This is a genomic window from Micromonospora sp. II (assembly GCF_001709195.1).
Lineage (GTDB): Bacteria > Actinomycetota > Actinomycetes > Mycobacteriales > Micromonosporaceae > Micromonospora > Micromonospora chalcea.
Genome location: NZ_LYXF01000003.1, coordinates 186,818 through 205,400, shown reverse-complemented (window position 1 = coordinate 205,400; position 18,583 = coordinate 186,818). Strand labels below are relative to the sequence as shown.

The 18,583-nt window shown below is 72.3% G+C and carries 21 protein-coding genes and 1 pseudogene; 8 read left to right on the top strand and 14 right to left on the bottom strand.

All coding sequences use genetic code 11. From position 1 onward, the window contains the following. Positions 1-16: 16 nt before the first annotated feature. The gene (locus A8711_RS01050) at positions 17-427 is read left to right on the top strand and encodes a preprotein translocase subunit TatB (protein ID WP_043330672.1); all 411 of its coding nucleotides are present in this window, start codon (positions 17-19) and stop codon (positions 425-427) included. 63 nt (positions 428-490) lie between these two features. Here A8711_RS01050 and A8711_RS01045 read toward each other — a convergent pair whose 3' ends face one another. From A8711_RS01045 to A8711_RS01035, 3 genes are all read right to left on the bottom strand, one after another. Then, positions 491-1,639 carry an Mrp/NBP35 family ATP-binding protein gene (locus tag A8711_RS01045; RefSeq protein WP_030501083.1) on the bottom strand — a complete coding sequence of 383 codons (1,149 nt, stop codon included), beginning with the start codon at positions 1,637-1,639 and terminating at the stop codon, positions 491-493. Between the two features lie 72 nt (positions 1,640-1,711). Further along, complete coding sequence (locus A8711_RS01040) at positions 1,712-2,320, bottom strand: DUF1003 domain-containing protein (protein WP_069087216.1); 609 nt, start codon at positions 2,318-2,320, stop codon at positions 1,712-1,714. Continuing rightward, entirely contained in the window at positions 2,313-3,599 is a 1,287-nt protein-coding gene (locus A8711_RS01035; protein ID WP_043330671.1) for a magnesium transporter MgtE N-terminal domain-containing protein, read from the bottom strand. The genes A8711_RS01040 and A8711_RS01035 overlap by 8 nt, the downstream gene beginning before the upstream one ends. Positions 3,600-3,632: 33 nt before the next feature. Here A8711_RS01035 and A8711_RS01030 point away from each other — a divergent pair, with 33 nt between their 5' ends. Continuing rightward, on the top strand, positions 3,633-4,502 hold the full coding sequence (locus A8711_RS01030; RefSeq protein ID WP_064447573.1) for a PhzF family phenazine biosynthesis protein: 870 nt from the start codon (positions 3,633-3,635) through the stop codon (positions 4,500-4,502). 107 nt (positions 4,503-4,609) lie between these two features. Then, positions 4,610-5,143, top strand: coding sequence for a hypothetical protein (locus tag A8711_RS01025; RefSeq protein WP_176722724.1), 534 nt, complete (start codon positions 4,610-4,612; stop codon positions 5,141-5,143). Between the two features lie 77 nt (positions 5,144-5,220). On the opposite strand, the gene A8711_RS01020 is transcribed toward A8711_RS01025, so the two are convergent. Beyond that, complete coding sequence (locus A8711_RS01020; RefSeq protein WP_069087214.1) at positions 5,221-5,916, bottom strand: HAD family hydrolase; 696 nt, start codon at positions 5,914-5,916, stop codon at positions 5,221-5,223. Between the two features lie 106 nt (positions 5,917-6,022). Here A8711_RS01020 and A8711_RS01015 point away from each other — a divergent pair, with 106 nt between their 5' ends. Next, the gene (locus tag A8711_RS01015; protein ID WP_069087213.1) at positions 6,023-7,015 is read left to right on the top strand and encodes a DMT family transporter; all 993 of its coding nucleotides are present in this window, start codon (positions 6,023-6,025) and stop codon (positions 7,013-7,015) included. A gap of 66 nt (positions 7,016-7,081) precedes the next feature. Further along, a complete protein-coding gene (locus tag A8711_RS01010) occupies positions 7,082-9,217 on the top strand; it encodes an APC family permease (RefSeq protein ID WP_233607825.1) in 2,136 nt (711 codons plus the stop codon). A 3-nt stretch (positions 9,218-9,220) separates the two neighbouring features. Here the strand turns inward: A8711_RS01010 and A8711_RS32665 are convergent, their stop codons facing one another. The 3 genes from A8711_RS32665 to A8711_RS00995 form a co-directional block, all read right to left on the bottom strand. Further along, positions 9,221-9,865, bottom strand: a complete 645-nt coding sequence (locus A8711_RS32665; RefSeq protein ID WP_043326908.1) for a hypothetical protein — start codon at positions 9,863-9,865, stop codon at positions 9,221-9,223. Between the two features lie 84 nt (positions 9,866-9,949). Then, positions 9,950-10,237: a hypothetical protein gene (locus A8711_RS01000; RefSeq protein ID WP_043326906.1), complete on the bottom strand. Its 288-nt coding sequence runs from the start codon at positions 10,235-10,237 to the stop codon at positions 9,950-9,952. A gap of 42 nt (positions 10,238-10,279) precedes the next feature. Next, positions 10,280-11,104, bottom strand: a complete 825-nt coding sequence (locus A8711_RS00995; RefSeq protein WP_166455797.1) for an SDR family NAD(P)-dependent oxidoreductase — start codon at positions 11,102-11,104, stop codon at positions 10,280-10,282. A gap of 124 nt (positions 11,105-11,228) precedes the next feature. Here A8711_RS00995 and A8711_RS00990 point away from each other — a divergent pair, with 124 nt between their 5' ends. Then, on the top strand, positions 11,229-12,185 hold the full coding sequence (locus tag A8711_RS00990; protein ID WP_043326903.1) for a CoA ester lyase: 957 nt from the start codon (positions 11,229-11,231) through the stop codon (positions 12,183-12,185). Positions 12,186-12,229: 44 nt separating this feature from the next. Here the strand turns inward: A8711_RS00990 and A8711_RS00985 are convergent, their stop codons facing one another. Continuing rightward, positions 12,230-12,781, bottom strand: coding sequence for a DUF4190 domain-containing protein (locus tag A8711_RS00985; RefSeq protein WP_030501095.1), 552 nt, complete (start codon positions 12,779-12,781; stop codon positions 12,230-12,232). 114 nt (positions 12,782-12,895) lie between these two features. On the opposite strand from A8711_RS00985, the gene A8711_RS00980 reads away from it, so the two are divergent. Further along, on the top strand, positions 12,896-13,786 hold the full coding sequence (locus A8711_RS00980; RefSeq protein ID WP_036342954.1) for an SDR family NAD(P)-dependent oxidoreductase: 891 nt from the start codon (positions 12,896-12,898) through the stop codon (positions 13,784-13,786). Positions 13,787-13,789: 3 nt separating this feature from the next. Here the strand turns inward: A8711_RS00980 and A8711_RS00975 are convergent, their stop codons facing one another. Then, the gene (locus A8711_RS00975) at positions 13,790-14,191 is read right to left on the bottom strand and encodes a DUF4190 domain-containing protein (protein WP_043326898.1); all 402 of its coding nucleotides are present in this window, start codon (positions 14,189-14,191) and stop codon (positions 13,790-13,792) included. A 177-nt stretch (positions 14,192-14,368) separates the two neighbouring features. On the opposite strand from A8711_RS00975, the gene A8711_RS00970 reads away from it, so the two are divergent. Then, complete coding sequence (locus tag A8711_RS00970; protein WP_013283885.1) at positions 14,369-15,565, top strand: acyl-CoA dehydrogenase family protein; 1,197 nt, start codon at positions 14,369-14,371, stop codon at positions 15,563-15,565. A 3-nt stretch (positions 15,566-15,568) separates the two neighbouring features. Here the strand turns inward: A8711_RS00970 and A8711_RS00965 are convergent, their stop codons facing one another. The 5 genes and pseudogenes from A8711_RS00965 to A8711_RS00950 form a co-directional block, all read right to left on the bottom strand. Beyond that, positions 15,569-16,312, bottom strand: coding sequence for a hypothetical protein (locus tag A8711_RS00965; protein WP_069087211.1), 744 nt, complete (start codon positions 16,310-16,312; stop codon positions 15,569-15,571). 32 nt (positions 16,313-16,344) lie between these two features. Next, on the bottom strand, positions 16,345-16,767 hold the full coding sequence (locus A8711_RS00960) for a CoA-binding protein (RefSeq protein WP_043326894.1): 423 nt from the start codon (positions 16,765-16,767) through the stop codon (positions 16,345-16,347). Between the two features lie 136 nt (positions 16,768-16,903). After that, a pseudogene (locus A8711_RS31280) lies at positions 16,904-17,026 on the bottom strand (IS3 family transposase); the annotation flags it as partial. 114 nt (positions 17,027-17,140) lie between these two features. After that, positions 17,141-17,491, bottom strand: a complete 351-nt coding sequence (locus A8711_RS00955; protein ID WP_069087210.1) for a hypothetical protein — start codon at positions 17,489-17,491, stop codon at positions 17,141-17,143. Next, the gene (locus tag A8711_RS00950; protein WP_069087229.1) at positions 17,488-18,582 is read right to left on the bottom strand and encodes a helix-turn-helix domain-containing protein; all 1,095 of its coding nucleotides are present in this window, start codon (positions 18,580-18,582) and stop codon (positions 17,488-17,490) included. Before A8711_RS00950 ends, A8711_RS00955 begins: the two co-directional genes overlap by 4 nt. Between the last annotated feature and the right edge of the window lies 1 nt (position 18,583).

The window sequence follows — 18,583 nt, the reverse complement described above, 5'->3', positions numbered from 1 at the left end:
GGACGAGGAGGCCGCGGTGTTCGAGAACCTGAACTGGTGGGAGATCGGCGTCCTGCTGCTCCTGGCGCTGTTGATCTTCGGGGACCGGCTGCCCAACGTCATCAACGACGGTCTCCGGATGGTCCGCAACCTGCGCAGCATGGCGCGCAACGCCACCGGCGACCTGAGCCGCGAGCTGGGTACGGACATCCAGCTGGAGGACCTGCACCCCAAGGCGTTCATCCGCAAGCACCTGCTCAGCGAGGACGACGAGCAGGCGATCCGCAAGCCGCTGCAGAGCATGTACGACAACCTGCGCTCGGACGTCACCGGCGTGCACGACGAGCTGAAGGACGTCGCGAAGGCCGCCGACCTGCGTACCCCCAGCGTCGCGACCAGCACCCCCACCCCGCCGGCCCCCCGCCCGTCCTACGACGACGCCACCTGAGCCGGAAAAGGGACCGCCCCCTCTCGCGTGCGGCGGGAAGGGGCGGTTGGGGAGCGGTGGGAGCTAGCGGCCGGCGGGCTTCAGGCCCAGGGGCTTGCCGAGCAGGGACTCGCGACGCACGGCCAGGCGGTCGGCGACCTGGAACAGGGCCTTCGCGGCGGGAGCGTCCGGCTGCGCCAGCACGATCGGCTGACCGGCGTCGCCGCCCTCGCGTACCCGGGTGTCCAGCGGGATCTGCCCCAGCACCGGCACCTGCGCGCCGATGGTCCGGGTCAGCGACTCGGCCACCGCCGCGCCGCCACCGGCCCCGAAGACCTCCATCCGGGAGCCGTCCGGCATCTCCAGCCACGACATGTTCTCGATGACGCCGACCACCCGCTGGTGGGTCTGCAACGCGATCGCGCCGGCCCGCTCGGCCACCTCCGCGGCGGCGGCCTGCGGCGTGGTGACCACCAGGATCTCCGCGTTCGGCAGCAACTGGGCCACCGAGATCGCGATGTCGCCGGTGCCCGGCGGCAGGTCGAGCAGGAGGACGTCCAGGTCGCCCCAGTAGACGTCGGCGAGGAACTGCTGGAGCGCCCGGTGCAGCATCGGCCCGCGCCAGACCACGGCGGCGTTGCCGGGGGTGAACATGCCGATCGAGATGACCTTCACGCCGTGCGACTGCGGCGGCATGATCATGTCTTCGACGCGGGTCGGCGCGCCGTCGGCGCCGAGCATCCGGGGCACCGAGTGGCCGTAGATGTCCGCGTCCACCACCCCCACCGACAGGCCCCGCGACGCCAGCGCGGCGGCCAGGTTGACGGTCACGCTCGACTTGCCGACACCGCCCTTGCCGCTGGCCACCGCGTAGACGCGGGTCCGCGAGCCGGGCTGGGCGAACGGGATCACCGGCTCGGCAGTGGCGCCACCGCCGCGCAGCTTCGACTGCAGCTCCTGGCGCTGCTCCGGGCTCATCACCCCGAAGACGATCTCCACGCCGCTCACGCCGGGCACCGCGCCCACGGCGGCGGTGATGTCGCTGCGCAGCTTGTCCTTTAGCGGGCAGCCGGCCACGGTGAGCAGCAGCTCAACCCGGACCACGCCGTCGTCGTCCCGCTCGGCGGACTGGACCATGCCGAGTTCGGTGATCGGCCGGCGGATCTCCGGGTCGTTGACGGTGGCCAGGGCGGCCTGGATCGCGTCGGAGACGGTGCTGACGGGTGCTGACATGCCCGCAATGCTACGTCGCGGGTCATCGGCCACCGCCGCTGGCGGGGGCGGTGTGAGCGATTCGATGGCCGGTCAGCCCTCGTAGTGACCGTCCCGCGCGAAGTCCCCGTCCAGCTCGTCCCGGGGCTCGTCCAGCCGCTCGGCGCCGGCCGTCCGGCGGGCCTCCCGCTCCTGCTGCCGCCGCTCCAGCTTGCGCCGCCGCTCGGCCGCCTCGTCCAGTTCCTCACCCAGCCGGGTCAGCTCCGAGCGGAGAAAGTCCCGGGTCGCCACGTCACCCATCGCGATCCGCAGCGCGGCGATCTCCCGCGCCAGGTACTCCGTGTCCGCCTTCTGCAGCGTGGCCCGCCGCCGGTCCTCGTCCAGCGCGATCCGGTCCCGGTCCGCCTGCCGGTTCTGCGCGAGCAGGATCAACGGCGCCGCGTAGGACGCCTGCAGGGACAGGACCAAGGTCAAGAACGTGAAGGTGTACGGGTCGAAGCGCAGGTTCGCCGGGGCCAGCGTGTTCCACAGGAACCAGGCCACCAGGATCAGCGTCATGTAGACGAGGAAGTTCGCCGTGCCCATACCCCGGGCGATGCCCTCGGCCCAGCGGCCGAACGTCTCCGCGTCGACTCGGCGCAGGCGCAGGTTCCGTGGGGTGCGCGGCTGGTCCAGCCGGTCGCCCCGTCGCTGATCACTCATCGTCGCCGTCCAGGGGGCCGTCGTCGGTGGCGGACGAGGGGGATACCGCGTCCCGGTCCCGCCAGTCCCGCGGCAGGGAGTGGTCGAGCACGTCGTCCACTGTCACCGCGCCGACCAGGCGGTTGTTCCGGTCCACCACCGGCATGCTCACCATGTCGTACGTCGCCATCCGGCGGGTGATCTCGGGCAGCGGGGTCGACGTCCGCAGCGGGTCGATGTCGTTGACCACGATGCCGCCGAGCAGATCGGCCGGAGGTTCCCGGAGCAACCGCTGGAAGTGCACCATACCCAGGTAGCGGCCGGTGGGCGTGGTCAGTGGGGCGCGGGTCACGAAGACCTGGGCGGCCACCGCGGGCGAGAGCTGCGGCTCCCGGATCCGGGCCAGCGCCTCGGCCACCGTGGCGTCCGGCGGCAGGATCACCGGTTCCGAGGTCATCACGCTGCCGGCGGTGCCGGAGGCGTAGCGCAGCAACTGGCGTACCGGGTCGGCCTCGTCCGGCTCCATCAGGTCGAGCAGCACGTCCTGCTCCGGCGGGGGCAGCTCGTTGAGCAGGTCGGCGGCGTCGTCCGGCTCCATCTCCTCCAGCACGTCGGCGGCGCGCTGGCGGTCCAGCGCGGCCAGGATCTCCACCTGGTCGTGCTCGGGCAGCTCGCTGAGCACATCGGCCAGGCGCTCGTCGTCGAGCGCTGCGGCCACCTCGTTGCGCCGGGCATCGGGCAGGTCCTGGAGGGCGTTGGCGAGGTCGGCGGGGCGCATGTCCTCCAGGACGGCGAGCAGGTTCGCCGTACCCCGGTTGTCGCCGACCGCGCCGAGGCCGTGCACCCGGTCCCACTCGACCTGGTGGAGGTGGCCGCGCCGGGTGAGCCGGCCGGTGTGCTCGCGGACGGCGACCCGGCTCAGCGTCCACTCGCCGCCGCGGCTGCACTCCATGGCCACGTCCACCACGGAGCCGGCCCGGCCGCCCTCGACCTGGACCCGGCGGTCGAGCAGTTCCTGGAGCACCAGCAGCTCGTTCGGGCGCTTCTCGAAGCGGCGCAGGTTGAGCGTGCCGCTGCCGAGCACCACCCCGTCGGGATCGATGGAGGTGATCCGGTTGATGGACAGGAAGATGCGTCGTCGCATCGGCATCTCCGCGACCAGGCCGACCACCTCCGGCGGTCGCTGGGTCGCGCGCATCCGCGCCACCGCGTCCCGGACGCGGCCGACCTGATCGCCGTTCGGGTCGAAAACGGCGACTCCGGCGAGTCGAGCGAGGTAGACCCGGTTCGGCGTGCTCACGGGCACCAGCCTAAGGGCCTACTCTCTAACAGCATGTCGACCTTGGGCTACGAGATCGTGGACGTCTTCACCGACCGCCCCTTCGCCGGCAACCCGCTGGCCGTGGTGTTCGGCGCGGAAGGGCTGGCCACCGAGCAGATGCAGGCGCTCGCGCTGGAGTTCAACCTGTCCGAGACGGTCTTCGTGCTCCCGCCGACACAGGTCGGTGCCACCTACCGGGCGCGGATCTTCACCCCCGCCGACGAACTGCCCTTCGCCGGGCACCCGAGCGTCGGCGCCGCGGTGACCGCGAGCCGGCGTGGCGTCTTCGGCGCGGGCCGGGTCACCCAGGAGTGCGGCGCCGGCGTCCTGCCGATCGAGGTGACTGCCACCGGCGCGACGCTCACCGGCGGCACGCCCACGCTCGGCCCGGAACTCGACCCGGAACCGCTGCTGGAGATGGTCGGCCTCACCGGCCCCGACCACGTCGGCCCGCCGCCGCGCGTCGCCGGGTGCGGCCTGGAGTTCCCCTACCTTCCGGTACGCCCGGACGCGGTGGCCCGGGCACGGTTGAACACGGCGGCGGCGGAGCGGTACGGCGTTGAGCACGTCAGCCTCTTCTCCTGGGACGCCGATTCGCAAACCGCGCACGCCCGGGTCTTCGTGCCGGGGCTCGGCGTGCCCGAGGACCCGGCGACCGGCTCGGCCGCTCTCGGCCTGGGCGTGTGGCTGGTCGCGAGCGGGCTGCTGCCCGGCGAGGGGCGCGCGGAGTACACCGTCCGGCAGGGCATCGAGATCCACCGCCCCTCCACGCTGACCTGCACGGTGACCGCCTCCGGCGGGCTGGCGCTGGGCGCGACCGTCTCCGGCCAGGTGATGCCGGTGGCCCGAGGCGAGATCACCGTCCCCCCGTTCATCGGCTGACCCCACCCCATCCCACCTTGTTGATCAAGGAGTTTGTGTCGGCGAACGGGCCTCTGGAGGACACGAACTCCTTGGTCAACCGGCCGGGGCGGGAGGGACGGGCCGGGATGGGGGAGGATGGCGGGGTGAGTGACGAGGTGGACGAGCGGGTGACTCCTCCGCTGGTGGACGAGGCGGTGAAGAAGGCCGCCGTCTGCTGGGTGAGCAGTGGCGGCGGCCCGGCGTACGCGCTGTGGTGCCTCCCGCTGGACGGCACGCTGCTGGTGGTCACCGGCCCGGGTGAGCAGGCCGCCCCCGGGCTGGCCGACAGCGAGACCGCCGAGGTCACGTTGCGCGGCGACCACGGCGGACGGATCGTCACCTGGTCGGCGCGGGTGACCCGGCTGCGACCCGGCACCGAGGAGTGGGACACCGCCGCGCCGCTGGTCGCGGCGAAGCGGCTCAACGCCTCAGGGGCCGCCGCCGAGCTGGTGGAGCGATGGGTGGCGCAGGGATGCGCGCTCAACCGGCTCGCGCCCGTCGGCGCCGTCGTGACCGGCGCTGACCTGCCGGACGGCTCGCTGAGTGAGCAGCCCCGGCCGGCCCCCGTGGTGCGGGCCGTCCGCAAGCCGTTCCGCCTGCACCGCGTCCGCCGCCGCTGACAGCGAACCGCCGGGGCGTCAGGCGGCCGCCCGATCCGACCCGGCCACGTTCGACGGGCCCCGTCCGACGGGCCCGGTCAGGCGACGGGGACCGGGTCGAGCAGGTCGAGCACGTCCGTCAGCGAGGTCAGCGACGGCCCGTCGAAGCCGTGGTCGGCGTTGAGGACCACGTGGCCGGCCAGATCCGGCGCGGCCAGCCGGACCGCGCTCAGCCCGGCCCGTTCCGCGCCGGTCAGTTCCTGGCTGTCGCCGTCGCCGACGTAGAGGCAGTCGGCCGGCGCCTGGCCGAGCCGGTAACACGCGGCGAGGTAGAGCTCCGGGTCCGGTTTGCAGCGCCCGAGGCGTACCGAGAAGATCTGGGCGTCGAGCAGCGGCGCGACCGGGAGCTGCGGCAGGAACGCCGGCAGCTCGTGCGTGCAGTCGCTGACCAGCCCGGTGCCGACGCCCCGGCGACGCAGCGCGGCCAGCACCGGGACCGCCTCGGCGCGCAGCCGGGTGTCGGCGCGTACGGCAAGGTGCCGGGAGGCGACGGCGGCGCGTACCGCCGCGTCGGACGGGTGGACGCCGAGCCGGGCGCACACCCGGCGCATGGTGGACTCGGCGTTACCGAAGGAGCCGCTGGCCCGTTCGTAGAAGCTGCTGTCCAGCACCTCCATCAGGGCCTCGGGGGAGCAGCCGAGCAGTTCGGCGGTGGCGATGTGGGCGGCTCCACGCCGCGCGCCGTGGGTCAGGGTGCCGAAGAAATCGAACAGCACGGCCTGGAATCTGGGCATGAGGGAACGCCTCCGGACGTCGAGGGGGGAGATCGCCGGGACGCATGATCGTAACGGAGTGCTGACTTTCCGTGTCGGTCGGGTGTTCGTGTGAGGATTACCGCTCGTGCCGACCGTTCCGCATCGCCCGCCGCTCGACGTGTTGACGGTGGGCGCGCTCGCCCTGGCTGTCGCCTCGGTGTCGTCCTCGGCACCGCTCGTGGCGTTCGCCGCCGCCTCGGCGCTCGCTGTCGCGTTCTGGCGTACCGCGTTGTCGGCTGCGGTCCTCGGGCCGGTGGCGCTGACCCGTCGACGGGCCGAGCTGCGCGCCCTGACGGTCGGGCCGGGCCGGCGTGAGGGCCTCTACTGCGTACTCGCCGGGGTCGCGCTGGCTGCCCACTTCGCCACCTGGATGCCGAGCGCGCAGCTCACCTCGGTCGCGGCCGCTACCGCGCTCGGCGCGACGCAGCCGGTCTGGCAGGGCCTGATCGCCCGCTGGCAGGGGCGGCGGCTGCCGGCGGCGGTGTGGGCCGGCATCGCGGTGGCCGTGCTCGGCGCGGCGCTCGCCACCGGCGCGGACTTCGGCGTCTCGGGCCGGGCGTTCGCCGGTGACCTGCTCGCGGTGGTCGGCGGCCTGTTCGCGGCCGTCTACACCGCCTTCGGTGAGCGGGCCCGGGCCAGCATCAGCACCACCACCTACACCACCGTCTGCTACGGCGTGTGCGCGCTGGTCCTGCTGGTGGTGTGCCTGGTCGGAGGGGTACGCCTGCACGGCTTCGAGGGCACGACCTGGCTGGCGATCCTCGGCCTGGTGGCCGGCGCCCAACTGCTCGGCCACTCGATGTTCAACTACGCCCTGCACCGGGTCTCCGCGACTACTGTGAGCGTGCTGATCCTGCTGGAGGCGCCCGGCGCGGCAGTGATCGGCTGGGTGTGGCTGGGCCAGCTGCCCCGGCCGCTGGCCCTGCCCGGCCTGGCGTTGCTGCTGGCCGGCGTGGCGGTGGTGGTGCTCGGCGGGGCGCGGGCCGGTCGCCGTGCCACGCCGGTCGCGGCGCCCGCCGACCCGGACCCGCTGGGCGACGCGGAGCGGGCGCGGCGACCCGGCGACGCGCCCGACTGAGCCGGTCGGGGCGAAGTCGCGCCGTTCCGGCCCCTGGACGGTCCCGTTTGCACGAAAGTGCTCAGGGTGGGGGCGGAGCGGGACGACGCGGCACAGGCGGGCACGGTCGTCACGCCCTCGGCCGAGTTCCCGCCGCTCGGCGACGAGGAACGGGCGGCCCTCGGCCGGATCGGCGAGCGGTGGCGCGGCCCGCGCCGCGCCGACGACCTGCCGGTCGACCCGACGCTGGGCCGRCACGAACACCATCCGGCGCCCACCCGCTTCGGCCGGCTGGCGCCGATCGACATGTTCACCGTGGCGCAGCCGGGGGAACTGGTCGCCACCGGCGCGGCGGACCTGCCCGGCAACCGGGCCGGCCGGTCGGTCGCCCGGGTCCGCCGGACCCTGATCGGTCCGCCGTTGTCCAGCGCGTCGGTGCTCTACGAGCGGATGCGCAAGCTGGTCGCGCTGCCGGTGCTCTCCTCGGATCTGCTCAGCTCCGTCGCGTACGGGCCGGAGGCGATGCTCGCGGTGCTGGTGCTGGCCGGGAGCGCCGCGCTCGGGCTGGCCCTGCCGCTGGCCGCCGTGCTGGTGGTGCTGATGGTCGCGGTCGGCCTGTCCTACCGGCAGACCATCCCGGCCTATCCGCACGGCGCCGGCTCGTACATCGTCGCGGGGGACAACCTCGGGCGTACGCCGGGACTCGCCGCCGCGGCCGGGCTGATGCTCGACTACGTGCTGACCGTGTCGGTGTCGATCGCGGCCGGGGTGCACGCGGTCACGTCGGCGCTGCCCGGCCTCGGCCGGTGGACCGTGCCGCTCGGGGTGCTGGTGATCGCCGTGCTGCTCGCCGGCAACCTGCGCGGCGTACGCACCGCCGGGAACATCTTCGTGCTGCCCACGTACGCGTTCGTGGTGGTGCTGCTCGTGGTGCTGGCGGTCGGGTACGCGAAGGCCGCCTCGCGGGGTTTCGCGCCGCTGCCGCCGCCCTCGGCGCCCGCGGCCGAGGGGCTGGGCCTGCTGCTGGTGCTGCGGGCGTTCTCCTCCGGGGCGGTGTCGATGACCGGCATCGAGGCGGTCTCGAACGCGGTGCCCGCGTTCCGCCCGACCGAGTGGCGCAACGCCCGCACCACGCTGGGCTGGATGGTCGCCATGCTGGTGACGCTGTTCGCCGGCCTGATCGGGCTGATCCACCTAGACGGCCTGGCGCCCCGCGCGGACGAGACGCTGCTGTCCCAGCTCGGCCGGGTCACGTTCCCCAGCGGTCCCGGGTACGCGATCCTGCAGGCCACGACCGCGCTGATCCTGCTGCTCGCGGCGAACACGGCGTTCAACGACTTTCCCCGGCTGCTGTTCTTCATGGCCCGGGACGGGCACGCGCCGCGCCGGTTCCTGCACATGGGCGACCGGCTGGCGTTCAGCAACGGGCTGGTGGCGCTGGCGCTGACCGCGGCGGTGGTGTTCGTCGCGTTCGGCGGGCACACCGAGCGGCTGATCCCGCTCTACGCGGTGGGCGTCTTCCTCGCCTTCACGCTGTCCCAGACCGGCATGGTGGTGCACTGGCGGCGCCGCCGGGGGCCGGGCTGGCGTCGCCGGCTAGCGGTCAACGCGGTCGGCGCGACGCTGTCCGGCCTGGTGCTGCTGACCGCGGCGGTAGCCAAGTTCGCCGAAGGCGCCTGGGTGGTGGTGCTCGCGGTGCCGCTGCTGGTGCTGCTGTTCCGCCGGATCCACGGGCACTACGACCGGCTGCACCGCGCGCTGGCGCTGCACTCGCCGCCGTCCGCGCCGCCCGCCGAGTGCGACGAGCTGCCCCAGCAGGTACGCCACCTGGTGGTGGTGCCGGTGGCCCGGCTGAACCGGGCGTCGCTGCGCGCGCTGGCGTACGCGACCTCGCTCGGGCGGCCGACGCTCGCCGTGCACCTCGCTCCGGCGCAGGACGAGGCGGACCGGTTCCGGGACCAGTGGCGGGCCTGGGGCGACCACCTGAAGCTGGAGACGATCGTGTCGCCGTACCGGTCGGTGATCGGCCCGCTGGCGCACTACCTGGAGGCGCTGCACGCCGCGAGCCCGGACCTGACGCTCACCGTGATCGTGCCGGAGGTGGTGCTGCGCCGACGTCGGTACCGGCTGCTGCACAGCCGCGCCGAGCAGCGGCTGCGGACCGCGCTGCGGGCGCTGCCCGGCGTGGTGGTGACGAGCGTCCCGGTGCACGTGTCGCGGTGACGCTCAGAGGTATCCGGCGAAGTGGTCGGCGACCAGCGCTGCGACCGCCTCGGCGTCCCGGTCGAGGTCCACCTCGATCACGCGTACCCCGAGCGCCCGGGCGCCGGCGACCGCGTCGGCGGCGACCAGCTCGTCGCGCGCGATCCGATGACGCCACGCCCGCTCCGGGTCGCTCACGCCGGGATGCCGGGCCATCGCCCGCGGCAGCCGTTCCACCTGGTACGCGCGGAACTCCGGCGTCGGCACCAGCACCACCATCTGCCCTGTCGACTCGACGATCGGGGCAACCAGTTCGGGCCGCAGCCCCCAGCCCTCGGCGACCACCCGGCGACCGCTCACCAGCGCGCTCAGGTCGTCGAGCACCCACTCGAAGCGGCGCGGAAATCCGGCGAGGGTCTCGGCTGCCATCCGCTCCGGGTTCGTCGTCACCCAGGTCGCCTCCGCGTCCGGGCCGTCCGGCGGCTCACCCCGTCGGATCCGGTCGGCGATCCGCCGGTCGTCGTGCCCTCGCGCGTCGTGGCGGTCGTAGAGGTACGCGGTCAGCCCGTACCGCAGTGCCAACGTGACCGCGAGTGTCGTCTTGCCGGCCCACTGCGCGCCGCCGATCCAGAGTGCGCGGCGGGCGGTGGCCAGAGGATCGAAGTCCATGCCCCGACACTGCGCCTCGCCAACCCCAAGATCAAGTCTTGTTCTCGGCGTCCCCGCGTGATGAAGTGAGGGAGAAGGCGCAGCTCAGACGTCGCGTACCTCCAGCACGCGGGTGGCGGGCGCGGCATCGCCCAGCTCGGCGCGCAGCGCGACGCGGTCCGGGTCGACCAGGAACGCGTCCAGCCCGGCGCGGGCGGCGAACCGGATCACGTGCACCTCGGTCTCCCCGTCGCCGGTACGCAGCCGCCGTTGCAACTCGCCGCCGTGCCGGCCGAGCAGCGCCAGCACCGCGTCCTCGTACCGCCGCCCGGCGTCCGCGTCGGCGCTCAGGTCGACCAGCGCGACCAGCAGGACCTCGTTTCCCGTCGTCATGGCGTCGAGTGTCCCAGCGGACCGGCGGTCGTGGTGACCCGCTCAGGCGTCGACGCCGACGGCCTTCGCGCTGGCCGTCCAGAGCCGCGCGGCCAGCGCCGGGTCGGCCGCCTTGGGCCGGGGCCGGTGCGGCTTGCGGTCGGCGTAGTAGCCGCCGTTCGTCAGCCGGGACGGATCCTGGCAAGCGAGCCAGACCAGCGTCTCGGCTCCCTTCTCCGGGCTGCGGAACGGCAGCAGCCGCATGCCGAGCGCCACGATCCGGCTCTCGTTGCCGAAGCGGGTCCGCACCACGCCCGGGTGGAACACGTGCGCGGGCACCTCCGGCCAGCGCCGGGCCGCCTCGGCGGTGAACAGGATGTTCGCCTGCTTGCTGGTGCCGTACGCGCGGAACGGCCGGTACGAGCGCAGCGCGGAGTTGAGGTCGTCGGGGTCGAGCACGCCGCTGCGGTGCGCGTCCGAGCCGGTGACCACCATCCGCCCGATCCGGTCTCGCAGCAGGTTGCTGAGCAGGAACGGGGCGAGGTGGTTGGCCTGCATGCTCAGCTCGAAACCGTCGACCGTGGTGATCGGCTCCAGCACGATCGCGCCGGCGTTGTTGGCGAGCACGTCGATCCGGTCGTAGCGCTCGCGCAGGCGTTCGGCGAGCCCGCGTACGTCGTCGAGCACCGCGAAGTCGGCGCGGAACAGCTCCGGCTGCTCGCCGCAGCACTCGCGGACCCGCTCGCCCGCGGCGCGCAGCCGGGCCGGGTCCCGGCCGACCAGCACCACCTGGTCACCGCGGCGCGCCAGCTCCTCCGCGGCGGCCAGGCCGATGCCGGAGCTCGCCCCGGTCAGCACCACGATCCGACGCTCAGTGAGATCTTCCACAGGTCCATTCACCCCGGTCACGGCACGAGGTTACCGTGGCGTCACCACGCCCTTTGGGATCGTTAAGTTCTCGAAATCCACCGCTGCGCCGGCGCCTGCGCCGGACGCTGGAAGGAGCGCACCCATGACCGCTGTCGGTCGTCCCCGCCGATCCTGCCTGGCGGTGCCCGGCTCCAGCGTCAAGATGCTCGGCAAGGCCCAGGGCCTTCCCGCCGACCAGGTCTTCCTGGACCTGGAGGACGCGGTCGCCCCGCTGGCCAAGCCGGACGCGCGCAAGAACATCGTGGCGACGCTGAACGAGGGCGACTGGGCGGGCAAGACCCGCGTGGTCCGGGTGAACGACCTGACCACGCCGTGGACCTACCGGGACGTCATCGAGGTGGTCGAGGGCGCCGGGGCGAACCTGGACTGCATCATGCTGCCGAAGGTGCAGAACGCCGAGCAGGTGCACTGGCTGGACCTGCTGCTCACCCAGATCGAGAAGACGCTCGGCCTGGAGGTGGGCCGGATCGGCATCGAGGCGCAGATCGAGAACGCGGCCGGGCTGGTTAACGTGGACGCCATCGCGGGCGCCTCGCCCCGGGTCGAGACGATCATCTTCGGCCCGGCCGACTTCATGGCCTCGATCAACATGAAGTCCCTGGTGGTCGGCGCGCTGATCCCGGACTACCCGGGCGACCCGTACCACTACATCCTGATGCGCATCCTGATGGCCGCGCGGATGCACGACAAGCAGGCCATCGACGGCCCGTTCCTGCAGATCCGCGACGTGGACGCGTTCCGCGAGGTGGCGAAGCGCTCGGCGGCGCTGGGCTTCGACGGCAAGTGGGTGCTGCACCCCGGCCAGATCGACGCGGCGAACGAGGTCTACTCGCCGGCGCAGGCCGACTACGACCACGCCGAGCTGATCCTCGACGCCTACGACTACTACACCTCGGAGGCGGGCGGGAAGCTCGGCGCGGTGATGCTCGGCGACGAGATGATCGACGAGGCGTCCCGCAAGATGGCCCTGGTGATCGCCGCCAAGGGCCGCGCCGCCGGCATGTCCCGTACGTCCTCGTTCACGCCGCCCTCGGCCTGATCGCGCGTCGGGCCGCCCCCGCGCCCGGGGGCGGCCCGGTGGCGTCAGTAGCTGCTGCTGGCGCTGGACGCGCCGATCGCGATCACGATCATCACGATGTAGAAGATGATGCCGGCGACCAGCAGAGCGGTCAGGATCCAGCCCACGATGATGGCCGCCGTGGCCATGCCCTCGCCCTGCTCACCGGTCTCCCGGATCTGCTTGCGCGCGACGTGGCCCATGATCGCGCCGATCGGCGCGGTGATGCACGAGGCGAAGCCGACGAGCGACAGGACCAGCGCCACGATGGCCATCGTGTTGGTGCGGGCCGGCGGCATCGCGTAGCCGGGATAGGCCCCCGGCGGCGGGTAGGTGCCCGGGGGCGGGTAGCCGGGCATCGCGGCGGCGTACGGGTCGCCGCCGGGTGGGGCGTACGGGGACTTCGCGCCCGCGTACGGGTCGGCGACCGGCGCGTAGGGATCGGCGACCGGCGCGTACGGGTCGGCCTGGCCCGGCTGGTTCGGGATCGCGGGCATGATCGGGTCGGCCGGCGGCGCCGAGTGCGGCCCGGCCGCCGAGGGGTCCTGCCAACCACCGGGCGGTGGGGGATAGCTCATCTGATCATCTCCAGGTACGTGGTCGGCTCAGGGTAGCCACCGGCTCGCGACACGGAGCACCCTCTTTCCGGGCGCGCGTTGCCCGGCGGGTCGGTACCGGGCAGGATCCTCGGCATGGCACTTGACGCGCGTGGGGGTCGGTCGCGACGGGACATGAGCCGGCCGGGGTCGGTGCGGCGCCCGCGTGGCGGCGAGCCGGTCGGCGCCGCCGACTCCGAACGGCCGGCGCCGCTGCCGGAACCGGCCACCATGCGGCTGGACGGCCGGGTCGCGCTGGTCACCGGCGCGGGCAGCGCCGACGGCATCGGGTACGCGACCGCGCGCCGGCTGTCCGACCTGGGCGCCCGGGTGGCGATCGTCTCCACCACCCGGCGCATCCACGAGCGCGCGGGCGAGCTGGGCGTCACCGGCTTCGTCGCCGACCTCACCGACGAGTCGGAGGTGGGCGCGCTCGCCGACGCGGTGGCCGAGCAGCTCGGCGACGTCGAGGTGCTGGTGAACAACGCGGGCCTGGCCAGCCGGGCCAGCCCGGAGGTGCTGCGGCCGGTGGCCCAGCTGACGTACGACGAGTGGCGCGGCGAGATCGACAGGAACCTGACCACCGCGTTCCTGTGCAGCCGGGCGTTCATCGGTGGCATGGCCGAGCGGGGCTGGGGCCGGATCGTCAACCTGGCCGCCACCGCCGGGCCGGTCAACGCGCTGCCCACCGAGGCGGCCTACGCGGCGGCCAAGGCCGGCGTGGTCGGGCTGACCCGGGCGCTGGCGATGGAGATGATCGCCGACGGGGTGACTGTGAACGCGGTGGCGCCGGGCATCATCCACACCGCGGCGTCCACCATGGCCGAGATCAAGCAGGGCCTGGGTACGCCGGTCGGGCGTCCCGGCACGCCGGACGAGGTGGCCGCCGCGATCGCGTTCCTCTGCTCGCCGGCCGCGTCGTACATCACCGGGCAGATGCTCGTGGTCGACGGTGGCAACAGCGTCCGGGAGGCGCAGTTCCGCTGAGCCTCAGTAGGTGCCGTTGTCGGAGTTGGCCCAGATCGCCAGCCCGATCCAGCCGCAGCAGGCCACCAGGCCGATCGCGGTGAAGATGTAGCTGAGGATCAGTCCCCAGGTGGCGAGCTGGTCGCCGTCCTCGCCGGTCTGCCGGATCTGCCGCTTCGCCAGGTGGCCGCAGACGATGCCGGCGGGCGCGAAGACGAACGCGAAGACCAGTGACAGGATGGCGAGCACGTTCGTGCCGCCGGGGCGTGGCCCCGGCCCGGGTGGGCCGTACTGGCCGTAGGGCGGCTGCGGGGCGTACGGGGGCTGCTGGCCCCACTGCGGATGCTGCTGGCCGTACTGCGGCTGCCCGTACGGCTGGCCGTGCGGCGGCGGCTCGTACGGTGAGGGTGGCTGCTCGTCAGTCACGCGCGCCCCTTTTCCCCAGGTGAACGGGCCCTCTCTCTTGCGGACGCTACCCGTAGCGGTGAACCTTTTCACAGCGGTTGTAGGGACTGGTCACCTTGGCTGCGCCGGTCCCGGGGCCGATACTGACCGAGCGTTCAGTTACCCCTGAGTAATGCGCCGACGACCCCGGAGGCTGAGATGGCCCGACTCGCCCAGACGCCCGGACTGACCGACGTGCAGCGGTCGATCCTGGAAACTGTCCGGGAGTTCGCCGACAAAGAGATCATTCCGCACGCGCAGCGGCTGGAGCACGCCGACGAGTACCCGAGCGACATCCTCGACGGCATGCGCGAGATGGGGCTGTTCGGCCTCACCATCGACGAGGAGTACGGCGGGCTGGGCGAGTCCCTGCTGACCTACGCGCTCGTGGTCGAGGAGCTGTCCCGGGGCTGGATGTCGATCTCCGGCATCGTCAACACGCACTTCATCGTGGCGTACCTGATCTCGCAGCACGGCTCCGCCGACCAGAAGGCCCGGCTGCTGCCCCGGATGGCCACCGGCGAGGTGCGCGGCGCGTTCTCGATGTCCGAGCCCGAGTGCGGCTCGGACGTCTCGGCGATCAAATCGAAGGCCGTCCGCGACGGCGACAACTACGTCCTCAACGGCCAGAAGATGTGGCTGACCAACGGCGCGTACTCGTCGGTGGTGGCCACCCTGGTCAAGACCGACACCGGGGCCGACTCGGTCTACGGCAACATGAGCACCTTCCTGCTGGAGAAGGAGCCCGGCTTCGGTGAGACCGCGCCCGGCCTCACCATCCCCGGCAAGATCGACAAGATGGGCTACAAGGGCGTCGAGACCACCGAGATGGTGCTCGACGGCGTCACCGTGCCCGCCTCCGCCGTGCTCGGCGGCGAGGAGAAGGTCGGCCGCGGCTTCTACCAGATGATGGACGGCATCGAGGTCGGCCGGGTCAACGTCGCGGCCCGCGCCTGCGGCATCTCGATCCGGGCGTTCGAGCTGGCCGTCGCGTACGCCCAGCAGCGCCACACCTTCGGCCAGCCGCTCGCCCGGCACCAGGCCGTCGCGTTCAAGCTCGCCGAGATGGGTACGAAGATCGAGGCCGCGCACGCGCTCATGGTCAACGCGGCCCGGCTCAAGGACGCCGGCCAGCGCAACGACGTCGAGGCCGGCATGGCCAAGCTGCTCGCCTCCGAGTACTGCGCCGAGGTGGTCCAGGAGGCGTTCCGGATCCACGGCGGCTACGGCTACTCCAAGGAGTACGAGATCGAGCGCCTGATGCGCGAGGCGCCGTTCCTGCTGATCGGCGAGGGCACCTCGGAGATCCAGAAGACGATCATCTCGCGCGGCCTGCTCAAGCAGTACAAGCAGTAGCGTTCAGCGTTCCGCCACGCCGGGGGCCGGCTCCGGGGGTGTCACCGGCAACCCCACCGCCAGCGCCTCCGGCGTGGTCCGGAACGCCTCGATCGCGGCGATGAGCCGTTCGTCCGGCACGGCCAGGTCGCGTCCGCCGACCACCGTCCGGGGCAGCCGCTCCGGTTCCAGCCGGAGGTGCACACCGCCGGCGCGCTCGCCGGAGCGCCGGACGCCCCGGATCTCCGACCACGGGTACCAGTCCCCGCCGTACCGGAGCCCGCCGCCGGTCAACGCCAGCCGGCCGGTGAACCGCGTCTCCGCGTAGACCACCCAGCCCAGGCCGAGAGCCACCGCGGCCAGCACCGGCGGTCGCCCCGCCTCGACCTGCGGCCAGCGCTCGGTCAGGACCGAGAAACCGCCGAGGGCCACCACGACACCCGCTGTCACGTCCGCGGTCAGCCCCAGCCATCCCGCCGCCGACCGCCGGGCGACCAGCCCCGGTTCGGCGCCGTGCGGCCCGGCCACCCGGGGCCGCCAGATCAGCCGGCCGTTCCGCCGTGGCCGCCAGTACCGCTGCGCCAGGTGCCCCAGCATCACCAGCCACACCACGCCACGAGCCGCGTCGAGGTGCGACGGATCCAGCGCGAGGAGAACCCGGCCGCTCACCGCGGCCACCGCCGTACCGGCCAGGAGCGCGAACAACCGGCGGGACCACAACCCGTCGCGGTCGGGCACCGCCGCAGCCATCGGGCCGGGACCGGACATGCCCGGAAGGGTACGCGCCGCGTGCCGCGCCGTCAGTCGGCCGTCGGGCCGGAGGTACGGGTCAGTCCGGCGGCGGCCCGCTCCACGATGAGGCACCTGTCCTCGACGTAGTCGAGGCCCGCCTCCTCGGCGATCCGGCGCGCCTCGTCCGAGAAGATGCCGAGCTGCAACCACACCGCCGGGGCGCCGATCGCCACCGCCTGCCGGACCACGTCGACCGCGTCCCGCGCCGGGCGGAACACGTCGACCAGGTCGACCGGGTGCGGGATGTCGGCCAGCGTCGGATACGCCTTCTCGCCGAACAACTCGTCCACAGTCGGGTTGACCGGGATGATCCGCCAGCCGTGCCGCTGCATCTCCAGCGGTACGCGGTGCGCGGCCTTGCCCAAATCGCGGGAGGCGCCCACGACGGCGATCACGGCGGAGTCGGCGAGGATCTGCTGAGCGGAACGCATCCCCCGAGCCTAGCCCCGCCGGCGCGGGTCCTCCCCGCTAGAGGTAATGCTCAGCAGCGTTGTGGGTCTGCACCGGCAGGTGACAGGTGTAGTCACGCGGCCTGACTGGCCGGTGGGTGCATGATGGCCTCGAATTCAACGGGGTCAACCCGGACAGCGACCGCTGGCGTCGGCGGCGGTGATAGGTCCGTTCGATCCAGGTCACGATCGCGATCCGTAGTTGTTGGCGGGTGGCCCATGATCGGCGGTTCAGGACGTTGTTCTACAAGGAGTCCGAAGCCGCCGCGTCGCGCGAGTCGCTACCCTCCCGTTAGGTCAAGAAGCTTTCAGTAGTGACTATAGGAGGTTGTGCTTACGGGCGAAGGCGGGAAACTCAGCTCCCGAGCAGGGCAGACGAGCATCGCAGTTCGGCGGCAGCGAGGACGGACGCCTCCCCAAGGTCGCGCTCACCCGAGCCGAGCCGCGCGGCCCATTTGGTGAAGCACCGCACCTCATCGAGGGTGTCTAACTGGGCAGTGGTCAGCCAATCCGCCTCGCAAGCGACGGCCAGTTCACGATGATCCGCAGATCCCGCCCGCAACTCCTCCCGAACCACCTGAGTCGTCCAACAATCGGCATCGAGCAGCAGGTCCTGCAAGACGTCCAGCCGGTCAGCGAGAGTGAAGTGGCTGAGAACCATCGTGTCGAGTACAAGGACGGGGTTGGCTTGCGCCGACAGGCTCACGGCGCGATCTCCAGGTCGTCCTCCTGCGGCAGATCCTCGTCGGCGATGTGGCCATGCATCAACTCCAGAGCCCTCGCCCGGGTGATGCGCCTGTTCCGCCACGCGTCCATCACGGCCTGTGCGTAGGCGGGCGGTACCCGCACCGACACAAGGTCGGGCTGCGGCGCCCAGCCCAATGCCTCCATGAACTCCACATGCGTGGGCCGAACCTGGCTCCAGGATCTACGCGTCTCTGCGTCGATGGTCCCTGCCTGCTCAGCCTGCCGCAACGCCAGCAACCAAGAGGTACGGTATCGAGCCGCATAGCTCACGATCTGGTCCCGGCTCACCGTCCCGGGGGCTCCGGCTGCGGCAATCGCTTGCACGGGCAGCAGCAGTTCTGCGGCGAAGGCATCAATCACCGCCTCCCGTTCTGCACGCGAGGCACTCACGCCGAGGTCGGCAGAATACTCATCACCAATGATGAGATGCCCCAACTCGTGTGCAGCGGTAGCCCGACGGCGGCCAGGGTCGCCCGTAGTGCTTACGACAGCAACCGCGATGTCGCCCTCGACGAGCGATGCTCCGTCGCCTGGAAGGTCGGTGACCAGTACCCACTGACCTGCGCGCTCACAGACGTCCATGATGCTGCCGATCGGTGCATCGCCGAGCCCGAACCGCTGTCGCAGCCACCGGGCTGTCTGACGCGCATCATCCTCGGATTCCACTGAGTGCGGGTAGCGAAGCAGCGGACGGGTAAGCAATACGCCAAGATCCAGCAACTGCTGGACGTTGCGCAGCCACTCAACCATGGCGATTTCGAGGCGTTCCGACGATCGTGCTGCCTGAGTGTCCGTTTCCTCGGTCAACGGGGCCGCTCGTCGGGACAACACCGCCGGCGGCTGAATCAAGTACTCCATCGACACTCTTAGTGCCCTGGAAAGCCGAGCCAGCTCCATGCCGTCCAAACGGCGGCTGCCAGCCTCAACCTTGGCCAGCATTGTGCGGTCCAGCCCCACCATCGCCGCGAGATCCTGCTGCGAGATCCCCAGCGACAACCGGGCTCGCCGTACCTGCTCACCGACGAGGGGCCAGACCCAACCATCAGCCATG

Excerpts from the sequence above, each read along its gene's own strand:
- A8711_RS01040 (WP_069087216.1), bottom strand. The coding sequence starts at position 2,320 with ATGAGTGATCAGCGACGGGGCGACCGGCTGGACCAGCCGCGCACCCCA.
- A8711_RS00965 (WP_069087211.1), bottom strand. The coding sequence starts at position 16,312 with ATGTCCGGTCCCGGCCCGATGGCTGCGGCGGTGCCCGACCGCGACGGG.
- A8711_RS00980 (WP_036342954.1), top strand. The coding sequence starts at position 12,896 with ATGGCACTTGACGCGCGTGGGGGTCGGTCGCGACGGGACATGAGCCGG.
- A8711_RS00985 (WP_030501095.1), bottom strand. The coding sequence starts at position 12,781 with ATGAGCTATCCCCCACCGCCCGGTGGTTGGCAGGACCCCTCGGCGGCC.
- A8711_RS00990 (WP_043326903.1), top strand. The coding sequence starts at position 11,229 with ATGACCGCTGTCGGTCGTCCCCGCCGATCCTGCCTGGCGGTGCCCGGC.
- A8711_RS01025 (WP_176722724.1), top strand. The coding sequence starts at position 4,610 with ATGGGGGAGGATGGCGGGGTGAGTGACGAGGTGGACGAGCGGGTGACT.
- A8711_RS01000 (WP_043326906.1), bottom strand. The coding sequence starts at position 10,237 with ATGACGACGGGAAACGAGGTCCTGCTGGTCGCGCTGGTCGACCTGAGC.
- A8711_RS01020 (WP_069087214.1), bottom strand. The coding sequence starts at position 5,916 with ATGCCCAGATTCCAGGCCGTGCTGTTCGATTTCTTCGGCACCCTGACC.
- A8711_RS00970 (WP_013283885.1), top strand. The coding sequence starts at position 14,369 with ATGGCCCGACTCGCCCAGACGCCCGGACTGACCGACGTGCAGCGGTCG.
- A8711_RS01030 (WP_064447573.1), top strand. The coding sequence starts at position 3,633 with ATGTCGACCTTGGGCTACGAGATCGTGGACGTCTTCACCGACCGCCCC.
- A8711_RS00950 (WP_069087229.1), bottom strand. The coding sequence starts at position 18,582 with ATGGCTGATGGTTGGGTCTGGCCCCTCGTCGGTGAGCAGGTACGGCGA.
- A8711_RS32665 (WP_043326908.1), bottom strand. The coding sequence starts at position 9,865 with ATGGACTTCGATCCTCTGGCCACCGCCCGCCGCGCACTCTGGATCGGC.
- A8711_RS00960 (WP_043326894.1), bottom strand. The coding sequence starts at position 16,767 with ATGCGTTCCGCTCAGCAGATCCTCGCCGACTCCGCCGTGATCGCCGTC.
- A8711_RS01045 (WP_030501083.1), bottom strand. The coding sequence starts at position 1,639 with ATGTCAGCACCCGTCAGCACCGTCTCCGACGCGATCCAGGCCGCCCTG.